The 12292-nt window shown below is 59.0% G+C and carries 11 protein-coding genes; 3 read left to right on the top strand and 8 right to left on the bottom strand.

What is annotated here, in order from left to right:
* Positions 1-11 precede the first annotated feature (11 nt).
* From ABLN94_RS22030 to ABLN94_RS22015, 4 genes are all read right to left on the bottom strand, one after another.
* The gene (locus tag ABLN94_RS22030) at positions 12-608 is read right to left on the bottom strand and encodes a LolA family protein (protein WP_352996479.1); all 597 of its coding nucleotides are present in this window, start codon (positions 606-608) and stop codon (positions 12-14) included.
* A 39-nt stretch (positions 609-647) separates the two neighbouring features.
* A complete protein-coding gene (locus ABLN94_RS22025) occupies positions 648-3551 on the bottom strand; it encodes a DNA translocase FtsK 4TM domain-containing protein (RefSeq protein WP_352996477.1) in 2904 nt (967 codons plus the stop codon).
* A 14-nt stretch (positions 3552-3565) separates the two neighbouring features.
* Complete coding sequence (locus ABLN94_RS22020) at positions 3566-4747, bottom strand: aminotransferase class I/II-fold pyridoxal phosphate-dependent enzyme (RefSeq protein ID WP_352996475.1); 1182 nt, start codon at positions 4745-4747, stop codon at positions 3566-3568.
* 109 nt (positions 4748-4856) lie between these two features.
* Positions 4857-6185 carry an amidase gene (locus tag ABLN94_RS22015; RefSeq protein ID WP_352996473.1) on the bottom strand — a complete coding sequence of 443 codons (1329 nt, stop codon included), beginning with the start codon at positions 6183-6185 and terminating at the stop codon, positions 4857-4859.
* Between the two features lie 54 nt (positions 6186-6239).
* Between ABLN94_RS22015 and ABLN94_RS22010 the strand changes: the two genes are divergently transcribed.
* Positions 6240-7502, top strand: coding sequence for an FAD-dependent monooxygenase (locus tag ABLN94_RS22010; RefSeq protein ID WP_352996471.1), 1263 nt, complete (start codon positions 6240-6242; stop codon positions 7500-7502).
* Here the strand turns inward: ABLN94_RS22010 and ABLN94_RS22005 are convergent.
* From ABLN94_RS22005 to ABLN94_RS21990, 4 genes are all read right to left on the bottom strand, one after another.
* Positions 7499-7684: a Trm112 family protein gene (locus tag ABLN94_RS22005; RefSeq protein ID WP_352996469.1), complete on the bottom strand. Its 186-nt coding sequence runs from the start codon at positions 7682-7684 to the stop codon at positions 7499-7501. The genes ABLN94_RS22010 and ABLN94_RS22005 overlap by 4 nt on opposite strands.
* Positions 7681-8322, bottom strand: a complete 642-nt coding sequence (locus tag ABLN94_RS22000; protein WP_352996467.1) for an LON peptidase substrate-binding domain-containing protein — start codon at positions 8320-8322, stop codon at positions 7681-7683. The genes ABLN94_RS22005 and ABLN94_RS22000 overlap by 4 nt, the downstream gene beginning before the upstream one ends.
* Before the next feature lie 27 nt (positions 8323-8349).
* Entirely contained in the window at positions 8350-9267 is a 918-nt protein-coding gene (gene trxA / locus ABLN94_RS21995; RefSeq protein WP_352996465.1) for a thioredoxin, read from the bottom strand.
* Positions 9268-9343: 76 nt separating this feature from the next.
* Entirely contained in the window at positions 9344-10132 is a 789-nt protein-coding gene (locus ABLN94_RS21990) for an exodeoxyribonuclease III (RefSeq protein ID WP_352996463.1), read from the bottom strand.
* A gap of 247 nt (positions 10133-10379) precedes the next feature.
* Between ABLN94_RS21990 and ABLN94_RS21985 the strand changes: the two genes are divergently transcribed.
* Both ABLN94_RS21985 and ABLN94_RS21980 read left to right on the top strand, forming a co-directional pair.
* Positions 10380-11591: an agmatinase family protein gene (locus tag ABLN94_RS21985; RefSeq protein ID WP_352996461.1), complete on the top strand. Its 1212-nt coding sequence runs from the start codon at positions 10380-10382 to the stop codon at positions 11589-11591.
* On the top strand, positions 11572-12114 hold the full coding sequence (locus ABLN94_RS21980) for a DUF3299 domain-containing protein (RefSeq protein WP_352996459.1): 543 nt from the start codon (positions 11572-11574) through the stop codon (positions 12112-12114). Before ABLN94_RS21985 ends, ABLN94_RS21980 begins: the two co-directional genes overlap by 20 nt.
* The last annotated feature ends 178 nt before the right edge of the window (positions 12115-12292 follow it).

Raw genomic sequence — 12292 nt, 5'->3', positions numbered from 1 at the left:
GGGCTAGCGGGTCAGCGATTGCCTGACCCGCTTCTGTTCGATTTTGTAAACAGGTCCCGGCTCAGGTTTTTGCCCGTGTCCAGCTGCCCCAGCAGCACGGTGGTCTGGGTCCCTGCATTGTCGTGAATGACCCATTTGCGCAGTTCGATCGGGTTGTCAGTGAACATCAGCTCGATCCGACCTGATTCAGGATTCTTGGGGTCCTGAGCGGTGACAACCGTCGCGGTGCCGTCGAAATCATGCCCAACGACCATGTTCGCCTGCCCCAGATTCACATTGCGCGCCAGCACCAGTGACAGCGGCGTACGGTTCAGCGGGTATTGCTCGGGCGGCTGGTTCGACTTGGGGTCAAAGATCTGCACGGTGCCCGTGTTGGCCAGAACAACGGCGCTGCTGGGCGGATCATACTCGAACCGCATCTTGCCCGGCCGCTGCAACCACAGCTTACCGGTGCTCAGCGAGCCGTCATCATTGACCTGAGTGAATGTCGTCTGAACGGTTTTCAAACCGTTCAGATAGCTGGAAATCTGCGACAGCGGCAGTTTTTCGGCCGCCCAAGCAGCCGGAGCGGCCAGGGTCAGGGCAAGGGCAAAAGCAATCTGTTTCATGCGTCACAGATAGGCGCTCTGCCCTTGTTATTAAATATCCTACTGTTCGGGGACGAGGATTTCCCGCTTACCAACGTGATTTGCCGCCGAAACAACGCCTTCGTCCTCCATTTGCTCAACCAACCGCGCTGCCTTGTTGTAGCCGATGGCAAGTTTCCGCTGGATATACGAGGTCGAGCATTTGCGATCCTTGATCACAATCGCCACGGCCTGATCGTAGAGCGCATCTTCACCATTGGTGTTGCCACCGGTGTTCAGACCCAGAACCGCGTCGATATTGTCGGCCTTTTCTTCGGCCGGGCCATCGACCACACCGCTCATGTAATCCGGTGGGCCGAACTGTTTCAGATGGTTGACGATTTCCTCAACCTCTTCGTCCGAGACAAAGGGTCCGTGGCAACGGGTGATCTTGGCGCCACCCGCCATATACAGCATATCGCCCTGCCCCAGCAGTTGCTCGGCGCCCATCTCACCCAGAATGGTGCGGCTGTCGACTTTCGACGTCACCTGGAACGAAATCCGTGTCGGGAAGTTCGCTTTGATCGTGCCAGTGATGACGTCAACCGACGGGCGCTGCGTGGCCATGATCAGGTGAATGCCCGAGGCCCGCGCCATCTGCGCCAGACGCTGAATGCAGGCTTCGATCTCTTTGCCTGCGACCATCATCAGGTCGGCCATCTCGTCGACGATGACAACGATATAGGGCATCGCTTCGGGTGCGAATTCCTCGGTCTCGAACACGGGCTCGCCGGTTTCGTCGTCGAACCCGGTCTGCACCGTACGGCTGAACAGCTCGCCCTTGTCCAGCGCGTCCTTCACGCGGCCGTTGTAGCCTGCGATGTTGCGGACGCCCATTTTGGACATCTTGCGATAGCGGTCCTCCATCTCACCCACGACCCATTTCAGGGCCACAACCGCCTTTTTCGGATCGGTCACAACGGGGGACAGCAGGTGCGGGATGCCGTCATAGACCGACAGTTCCAGCATCTTGGGGTCGATCATGATCAGGCGGCATTCATCCGGCGTCAGCTTGTACAGCAGCGACAGGATCATCGTGTTGATCGCCACCGACTTACCGGACCCGGTGGTTCCCGCGATCAGCAGGTGAGGCATTTTCGCAAGGTTCGCCACAACGGACTCACCACCGATATCCTTGCCCAGCGCCAGCGGCAGTGCGTGGTTGCCATCGCCGAAATCGCGGCTGGCGAGGATCTCGCGCAGCACCACCATCTCACGGTTTTCGTTCGGTAGTTCGATCCCGATCACCGAGCGGCCCGGCAGGGTCGACACCCGCGCCGACAGGGCCGACATCGAGCGCGCGATATCGTCGGCCAGACCGATCACACGGCTGGCTTTCAGGCCCGGAGCAGGCTCCAATTCGTACATGGTGACAACGGGGCCGGGACGAACGCTAACGATCTCACCCTTCACACCATAGTCATCCAGCACGTTTTCGAGCATCCGCGCGTTTTCCTCCAGCGCCTCATCGCTGAGGTGATGGCGCTGAATGCTGGCCGGGTTGGAAAGCAGGCCCAGCGGCGGCAGTTCGAAATCGGAATGCCGTTCCTCAAAGGACAACGCCGGCTGCGCTTCGGCCTGGGCCCGGCGCGAGGGCGGCGGGGCTCGACGCACGGGTTGAGCCACCACCGGCTTGCGCGGCTCGGCCACCGGGATTTTCATCGCCGGGCGCGGCTGCGGTTCGGGTTCGGGCATCGGGGTATCCTCGAACACCGCTTCGTCTTCGAAATCCGGCTCGGGCGCGAAATCCTCATGCAGCGGCTCCTGCTGCCATTCCGGCGCGGGCTCTGCAGTCAACATCGGTTCCGGCGGCAAACCGGTCGAGGTCATCGGCGGTTCGGGCGGCAATTCTTCCCCTCCTCGGGGGTTCAGGATCAGCGGGTCCGGGCCACGGCCCCGCCCCTTGGTCAGCGGCAAGTTCGGGTCATGCACGGGCGCCATCTCGCCCGCGGCGACCTTGCGGTTGCGCACGGCGGCGGAAATCTTGGACCGGATACGGTCCTCGCCCGGCATCTCGTCAAATCCTGCAACCGGCTCGCGGTCGATCAATTCCGGTTCGGGCATAGGCTCGGGTCGACGGATCAGGCTGGGCATCCGCGCCAACAGACCCGGCTTGGCAGGCTCCGGTTCTTCAAAATCCGGCTCTTCGAACACCGGATCGGAATAAGCAAGATCATCTTCGAACACGGCGTCGGCTGCTTCAGCCCGCACGGCCCTACGCTCATCCCACCGCGCGCGACGATCACGAGCAGCCTGAGCGGTCGCCGAAGCACCACGGCCCAGCATGTTCATCAGCATGTCGTAGGACATGACCAGGCCCAAAAGGAAGGCTCGGAACCCCTTGCGCACGTCCTCTTTGGTGAAGCCCAGAACAAATACACCCAGCGCCAACATTCCAGCGGCCATCGCCAGCGACATCAGCTTGACCATGAAATGCGAGGAAATCGGCAGCAGCGTCAGCAACGCCCCCATAACGGTGTCACCGAACAACCCACCCAAACCAAAGCTGTGAGTCGTGCGCCAGGCCTCACCCGGCACCAACGTCGCGGCGTAGACCGACACAACAGCGATCCAAATGGGAGCAAAGATCAAGCGAGCAATGGCGCGGTCTTCACCGAAATGCCCGGCAAAGCGCACACCCCAGCCGATCAGCACCAACGCGATGCTCCAGCTGCCCCAACCGACGATCATGAACAGGGGCGCGGCGATCGAGGCACCAATCCGCCCCATCCAGTTCTGCACCGGCGCGTCGGTCGAAACCATCCAATTCGGATCATCCGGCGTGTAGGACCAGATCATCGCAGCAGCGGCCAGCCCCAGCAGGATCAGGGCGATCCCGATCAGTTCTTTGCTGCGCCGCTCAATCGCGGCCTGAGTCGTGCTGTCCAGCAATGGATCGCGGTTTCGCGCGTTATATGATGCCATTTTGCCCTCGTACCTCACGAATAGATGCAGTCACGAAGCTTGATCAGCCCTTGCTGCAACTCTTTTTTTGGAGCCACCAGAGCGGCCCGGATAAATTGCTCGCCCGGGTTTTGCCCCGGATCGCCTTGAGAAAGATATGCGCCTGGCAGGACCCGAACCCCGGTTTCCTGCCACAGCTTCAATGCGGTTTCTTCGCCGTTTTCGACCGGCAGCCACAGGAAAAACCCGGCCTCGGGCGGCATGTAGCCCTGAACGCCGGAGAACACCTTATCAGCAATCGCGTATTTCTCCTGATAGAGCGCGCGATTCTCTGTGACATGTTCTTCGTCCGCCCAAACGCGGGCCGCGGCAGCCTGCAGCGGCAAGGGCAGAGGCGCACCGGCGTAGCTGCGCAATAGTTTGACTTGTTTGATCGTCTCAGGCCCGCCCGCAATCAGGCCTGAACGCAGACCGGCCAAATTCGACCGCTTTGACAGTGAGTTGAACAAAGTGATCCGTTCGGGATCAGCACCCAGTTCCTGCGCTACAGTCAAAACGCCAATTGGTGCTTCACCGCGGTAAATCTCAGAATAACACTCGTCCGCGAAGATACGGAAATCGTACTTCTCGGCTAGTTTGATCAACTCGGCCCAATAATCACGAGAGGCGACAGCCCCCTGCGGGTTAGCTGGTGAACAGATATAGGCCACCGCGGTACGGTTCAGCACATCATCGGGCAACCCTGCATAGTTCGGCAGATGACCGGTAGCAGCGGTCGCGGGCACAAAGACCGGCTCGGCCCCGACCGAGATCGAGGCGACCATATAGACCTGATAGAACGGGTTTGGGCACAAAACGACCGGTTTCTGGCCGTTCTTCTGCTCTGGGCACAATGCCATGGCGGCATTGTACAGACCTTCGCGCGTACCGTTCAGGGCCATTACGTTGGCGTCGGGGTCCATCGCCACACCGTAGCGACGGCTGACCCAATCTGTGATCGCACTGCGCAACTCAGGCGAGCCTTCGTTGGGCGGATAGCCCTGAAAACCTGCGGCGTTTTCCATGATGACGTCTGTCACCCATGCGGGGAAGTCGTGCATCGGCGCACCGATGGTCATGTGAACTACATCTCCGCCCGGTTGGTGATGATCCAACAGGGTGCGCAGACGTGGGAATGCATATTCCGGTAGGTTCGAAAACCGCTCGGGGAAATTCATAACTACTGCCTCAATATCGGGATCATTTACGCCCCGTTTTTTTGGCAGATTACAGGTCGTACCTCGCTTCGTCCAGACAAAGAGGTGCCGAATCAGGGGATTGTGGCATTCAGGCCAATGCTGCCTCGGCCGCTGAACCCAGACGCAAAAGCACCTCTTCCGAGCCCGGAAAACCCATCATCATCAGCCCGCAACCAGGGGTTCCTGTGGGCAGAGTCAACGCGGCCAACCCCATCAGATTGCCGATCCTTGTGTTGCGCAGGGCCAGCAGATTTTCGGTGACATAGTAGTCGTGATCGCTCATCAACCGCTCCAGATTCGGGGGCAGAATGGGGGCTGTGGGAGCCAGAACTGCGTCGAACCCCGAGGTTGCCGCATCCCATGCGGCACGGCAAGCCTTCAGCTTGGACCATGCAGCAATGTAGTCGGGGCCAGAGTTGTTCTTTCCTGAACGGAACCGTTCCAGAATTTCGGGGTACATGGCGTCTGGGTTGGCCTCGATAACGTCCCGCCAAAGACCATAGGCTTCGGTGGTGTAGAGCATACCCGACAGGCCCATCGCCTCGTTCAGTTCCGGCACTTCCAGTGGTACGATTTCGGCTCCAGCTTCCCGCAGGCGATCCAACGCATCGTCGAAGGCCTTGCGTGGCGCATCGCGCAACTCGTCCTTGGCTACGTTCTGCAGATCGGCAAAGCGGCGACCTTTCAGGCTGGCCCCGCGCAGATCAGCAGGGCTGCCGCCTTCCATCAGCGCCAGCAAATGGGCTGCATCTTCCACCGAACGTGCCAGAGGGCCAGCGGTATCAAATCGCAAACACAAAGGCACAACCCCTTCCAGACTGACCCGGCCGGCGGTGGTCTTCAGCCCGACCAGATTGTTCCATGCCGCCGGGATTCGCACCGACCCGCCCGTGTCCGAGCCGATCCCCCCGGCTGCCAATCCCCAAGCCACCGATGCCCCGGCGCCCGAGGATGAGCCACCGGGCACGGCCTCTTCATCGTCGACGCAGGGCGGCGTTCCGGTGATCGGGTTGAGGCCAAGGCCTGAAAAGGCAAGCTCGCTCATATGGGTCTTGCCCAAGCACACGGCACCCAGCGCGGTGGCGTTGCGCACAACGACCGCGTCCGCACCCGGCACCCGGTCTTTCAATAGCGCCGATCCAGCCTCGGTCGCGGTTCCTGCTGTGTCAAACAAGTCCTTCCAACTGATCGGCACGCCATCCAGCAGCGACCGGCGTAGACCCAGTTTGGAGCGTGCTTGCGCGGCTTGGGCCTCAGCTCTTGCACGGTCTTGTGTGACGCGGGCATAGATTCGGTCGCTATGGGGATGGGCGTCGATGGCGGTCAGATAGGTCTCGGTCAGCTCAACCGGGTCGATCCGCCCCATGCCGATGCCTCGCCCCAGATCACACGCCGTCATGGTCAGCCAATCCTGCATCCCTGCCCCCTTCGAAAAACTGTGTTGTTCCGGACGGTAGCGACAGGACCGCACATGGACAATCCCGTATCGGCACGCATATTGCGGGGCATGGAACACAAGTCCGATATCCTAATCGTAGGCGGCGGCCTGAATGGCCCGGCTTTGGCATTGGCGTTGGCGCAGACGGGGCATTCTGTCACCGTAATCGACGCGCTGGCCGAGACGGTGCGCAAGAATGCCGCCTTTGACGGGCGTGCCTATGCGCTGGCGCTGGCCTCGCAGCGCTTGCTGGACGCGATTGGGGTGTGGGAGAAGGTTGCGGACAACGCCCAACCGATGCTGGAAATCAAGGTGACCGATGGGCATGCGGGTGCGGGACCATCCCCGTTTTTCATGCATTTCGACCATGCCGAGATCGAAGAAGGTCCGATGGGCTACATGGTCGAGGACCGCCACCTGCGCCGCGCCTTTCTTGACGCTATGGCTGAAGAAAAAGCCATTACCCAAATCAACGGTAAAACCGTTGTCGCACAGGAGGCCGACACGACCAGTGCAACCCTGACACTGGATGATGGCAGCACCATCACAGGTGGTCTGCTGGTCGGTTGCGACGGACGCCGCAGCGGCACCGCCGCACGGGCTGGTATAAAGCGCAGCGGATGGGATTACGGACAAACTGCTCTGGTCTGCGCTATCGAGCACGAACTGCCGCATCACGGGGTGGCGCATCAGTTCTTCATGCCGCCCGGCCCGCTGGCCATCCTGCCGCTGACCGGCAATCGCAGTTCGATTGTCTGGAGCGAACGGACCGAGACGGCCAAACACATCAACGCCCTGTCCGAGGCCGACTATCTGCAGGTGCTGCGCCCCCGGTTCGGAGATTTTCTGGGCGATATTCGCCTGCAGGGCGACCGGTTCACCTATCCTCTGAACCTGACCATCGCCAATTCCTTCATCGGCGAGCGCATGGCGCTGGTCGGAGACGCCGCCCACGGCATGCACCCCATCGCCGGGCAAGGACTGAACGCTGGTCTACGTGACGTTGGCGCGTTGGCCGAAGTGCTGACACTGGCCGGACGGCGCGGCGAGGATATTGGCTCGATTTTGGTGCTGGAGCGTTATCAGGAATGGCGTCGCTTCGACACCGCCGCGTTAGCGATGGCAACGGATGTGTTCAACAAACTGTTTTCCAACGACAATCCTCTGCTACGAATCGGTCGCGATATCGGGATGGGGGTCGTCGGCTCTCTCCCCGGCCTGCGTCGAGGTTTTGTGCGTGAGGCCGCCGGGTTGACCGGAGACCTACCAAAACTGCTGCAAGGCCGACCGATTTAGTCGAGCACCCGCGCCTCATCGACCAGCATCACCGGAATACCGTTGCGGATCGGGAAAGCCAGACCGGCCGCCTTCGAAACCAATTCCTGCTTTTCGGCGTCATAGTGCAGCGTGGTATGCGTCTGCGGGCAGATCAGCGCCTCAAGCATGTGGCGGTCGAAGGAATGTTCGGTTTCGGTCATTGGAGTTTTTCCTCGTTTGATCCGCCACGCATGGCGAATTCTATCAATGTCACCAACGTCTCGCGCCGGGTGCGCAGGCTGGGGGCCTCAAGCAGCGCCTGTTTCTCTTCAGGATCGAAATCCAGCAGCATCGACAATGAGTTTACCAGCAACTCATCATCCGCGTCTTTCAGAGTGTCCCAGTCGGTCGAGAGCTGGCGCGACGAAAAGAACCGCTCGAGCAGTCCAAGGAACGTGTTGCGGTCGAAACCATCGTCCACCTCGGCCTTGCCGAGATCACGATCAAACCCATCCCACGACACGGCGCAGCGGCGGTAAGGAGTAAATGCGTCCAGTTCCGACCGAACACGGAACCGCGAGATACCCGTCAGCGTGATCAGATAGCGGCCATCCTCGGTTTCCGAAAACTGCGTTACCCGCCCCGCGCAACCGATCTGGTGCAGCTTACTGTCGTTGCTCTGGCAGGGGTTGGGCTGCACCATTCCAATCAAACGTTCTTGTGTCTTCAGCGCGTCATCCAGCATCTGAAGATAACGCGGCTCGAAAATATGCAGCGGCAGGCGCGAGCGGGGCAGCAACAGCGCCCCGGGCAATGGAAAAACGGATACCGTTTCCGGCAGATCAGCGGGATGCATCATGTATCCGAGTGTAGCTCTGATCGGAAATTAGGCAAATATCATCGAGCTAAGCTTGCGCCGCCCGTTCAGAACAATCGGATCATTGGGCTTGAGCGCATCGAAGATGGTGAAAAGCTGAGTTTTGGCGGCACCGTCATTCCATTCACGGTCACGACGGAAAAGTTCCAGCAGTTGCGCCACGGCCTCTTCGACATCGCCATTGGCGTGCAGGGCCTGCGCCAGATCGAACCGGGCCTGATGGTTGTCGGGCTCAGCCTCAACAGCTGCGGTCAACTCGGCCACCGGGCCCGCATCTGCTGCCTGTTTTGCCAGTTCCAGCTGCGCATGGGCCGCTTCGACCTCGGCCGAGGTAGAAATCTCTGCCGGAGCACCGTTCAAGATCGCCTCGGCCTGCTCCAGATCACCAGCCGCGATATGGGCACGCACCAGACCACCATAGGCGGCGGCATGGTTCGGGTCTTCTCCCAAAATGGCAGCAAAAGTCTGCGCCGCATCTGTGGCGGCTCCTTCGGTCAGCATTTCTTCGGCGGCCTGAACCGCATCATCCAATTGGCCACCGGGGCTTTCGCCACCCGCAGCCTCGATCACGCGATCAACAAAGGCCTTGATCTCAGACCCCGGCAAAGCGCCCTGAAACCCGTCGACCGGTTGGCCTTTGAAAAAGGCATAAACGGTCGGGATCGACTGAATACGCATCTGCGAGGCGATCATTTGCGCCTCGTCCACGTTGATCTTGACCATCTTCACCGCGCCCTTGGCAGCGGTCACAGCCTCTTCCAGAGCGGGGCCCAGCGTTTTGCACGGACCACACCAAGGCGCCCAGAAATCCACAATGATCGGGGTTTCCTGAGAAGCTTCGACCACATCGGCCATAAACGTGGCCTCAGATCCGTCCTTGATCAGATCGGTGGCCTCGGGGCTGGCTGCGGCGTTCAGAAGGTCCATGGCATTCACTCTCCGGTTCGAACTTGCGCTCTATATGCAACCGCTTGGCTCAGAAACCAAGGGCAGAGTTGCGCGATTACAGGTCGAAACTGGCAAAAACTGGGGCGTGGTCGCTGGGTTTTTCCCACCCGCGCGCGTCGCGCAGGATGCGGCTGGAATGGCCCGCGTTCGAGATATCTGGCGTAGCCCAGACATGATCCAGACGCCGCCCTTTATCTGCCGCATCCCAATCACGCGCACGATAGGACCACCAGCTATAAATCTGCCCCTCGGGGATATCCTTGCGAGTGATATCGACCCAACCACCTGCATCCTGAGTTTCGGCCAGCGTTTCAACCTCGATCGGCGTGTGCGAGACCACCTTGAGCAGTTGCTTATGGGACCACACGTCATCCTCACGCGGCGCAATGTTCAAATCACCCACCAGAATGGATTTCTCGGGCTTTTCCGAGCGGAACCAATCGCGCATTTCAGTGAGGTAATCCAGTTTCTGGCCGAACTTCTCGTTCACCTCGCGATCCGGCACATCACCGCCCGCAGGAACATAGAAATTGTGGATCGTCACGCCGTTCTCCAGCCGCCCAGCGATGTGGCGGGCGTGGCCGAGACTGGCAAAATCCTTGTCGCCCACCTCTTCCATCGGCAGGCGCGACAGGATAGCGACACCGTTATAGCCCTTTTGCCCACGGGCAATCATGTGGGTGTAGCCCAGTTCGGCAAACCCTTCGGTCGGAATCTTTTCAACCGGGGACTTACACTCCTGCAAACACAGAACATCCGGCGCCTCTTCCCGCAGCAATTTCAGCACGATAGGCTCGCGCAAGCGAACTGAGTTGATGTTCCAGGTGGCAATGGTGAAGGGCATGGGGCGGATTTCCTCTGTCGCGGTTGGCGCAGGTTAGCGTGGTAGGGGATGGGGTACCATCGGAAAAACCTTGCTGCGCCACATATCGGGTTGAACTGACCGAGCGCGTTTTCGTTCAGGGAATCCTTTACAAAAAACATATATCCAATACTCTGAATTTGTGAATTTTCGATAGTAAAGGGGGGGGCCACCAGTGAAGCCATTTACATCGAAGTTAGTTATTTCTGCGTGGATTTGTCTGTGTTCAATGCCCGCGCACGCCCAAATTTTTGGCCACGAATACGAAGGTGCTCAAGCCCCGATCCGGGAAGGCGAACAGCCCGTGATCCCGCTTGATACGGAGGATCCATCCTATAACGCTTGGCGCACACCACTACCGAGCTTTGACACAGGCGAGCGCGCCGATGGCCCGATTGATCTGCAAAGATTCTACGGTCAGGGCTTCATGCAAATACCCACGTTTCTGCATCAACCTGTCGCTTTGACGCCTGCCGATCTGGCCGCCGGTGAGGTCGATGTGGCCATTTTCGGTGCCTTTACGGACATGGGTGGCGGCATGCGAGGGGCGTCTCATGGACCGAATGCAGTCAGAGCGTCATCAATGTATCTTGGTTATGGGGCCAGGCAGCCGCATATGCACGTGATGGTCGATCCGCTTCAGGATATGACGGTTGTAGACTATGGAAACGCACCAAACGACATGATGAGCACCGAACGAACGATCCACGCTGTTCGATCGTTTGTTCGTCAGGTCGCCGAGGTCCAGCATGAAGATGGCACCCGTGTCATTCCGTTCATCGTCGGTGGCGATCACTCACTGATGTACTCGGACGTGGCTGGGTTGGTCGATGTTTACGGCAAGGGGAACGTGGGCGTCGTTCATTTCGATGCCCATTACGATGCTGGAAAGTACGGGATGGGTCACCTGATCAATCACGGTATGCCTGTTTATCGTCTGATCGAAGAAGGATTGGTTCCCGGCAAGAACTTCATTCAGGTGGCGCTACGCGGCTATTATCCTGACGAACGTGCATTCGATTGGATGCGTATGAACGGCTTTCGGTACCACACAATGGCTGAGATCGAAGAACGCGGCTGGAACGCAGTGATGGAAGATGCCATTGCCGAGGCGAAGGATGGCCCGGAGTACATTTTTGTATCATTCGACATCGACACACTGGACCCTGCTTTTGTGCCCGGCACAGGAACGCCTGAACCCGGAGGACTGATGCCGCGTGAGGCATTTCACATCCTGCGCCGCCTATGTGCCGAAACCAACCTGGTTGGATTTGAACTCGTTGAGCTATCGCCGCACATGGACCCGACATATGTTTCAGCACTGAACGCCAACCGATTGCTGAGAGAGTGCCTGACCGGTGTGGCCATGAACAAGCTGGGTATCACCGAGCCCGACTACCGGAGCCCTTTGACAGTTACCCATGGGCAGAACGACAATTAAACTTCGGATTGTATCGGCTGTATCGGTTGCATTACTCGGCTCGGGTTCCTTGGCTGAACCTCTCCACGTGTCATGGGCTGACCTGCGGAAAGAGCGACCTCAGGAATGCTCTGAATTGCTCGCGAATTATCTCTCGAACGCGAATTGCACAGGTACAAATGTGTCGGACCGTATGCTCTCAATGCAACTTGCCGAATGTACGCCGGGCAACGCGAAACTGGATGGAAATGTGATCCGCATTGCAGGCTACGCACACCCTGTGGAGTTTGAGTTTAGGAACGTGAAGCGCTTCCTGCTTGTTCCACCGATGCGTAAGGAGTGCCGCCATCCACTTCCACCTCTGCCGGATCAGGTTATCGCGGTGGAATATCCTGAAGGCCTTGATATTGATGCTGATCCGGTCTGGATCACAGGCCGTCTGCAAATTCGGCCAAGTGGAAACGATATTGCGCCTTCAGCCTATCGGATCAATGCCACAAAAGTTGCAACCGCAACCATTCCAGATGTTTCAGCCCCAGAGTAATCCACTAGGCCTGGTCGGATTTGGATCAGCAGGTCAAGGCACCGTGCAAAAAAAGGCCGGGCCAAAGGCCCGGCAGTCCAACAGGGAGGTGCATGTCTTAACCCGGACATGCGCGGGTTGGGAGTAATCTAATTACACATCCAGAGTATCACTTTGATCCACGTCAATCCACAACGAG

Origin of the sequence: Ruegeria sp. SCP11 (assembly GCF_040329455.1) — a bacterium.
In the GTDB taxonomy this organism is placed as follows: Bacteria; Pseudomonadota; Alphaproteobacteria; order Rhodobacterales; family Rhodobacteraceae; genus Ruegeria; species Ruegeria atlantica_E.
Note: the sequence above shows the minus strand (reverse complement) of the source record. Positions and strands in the feature narration are given on the sequence as shown.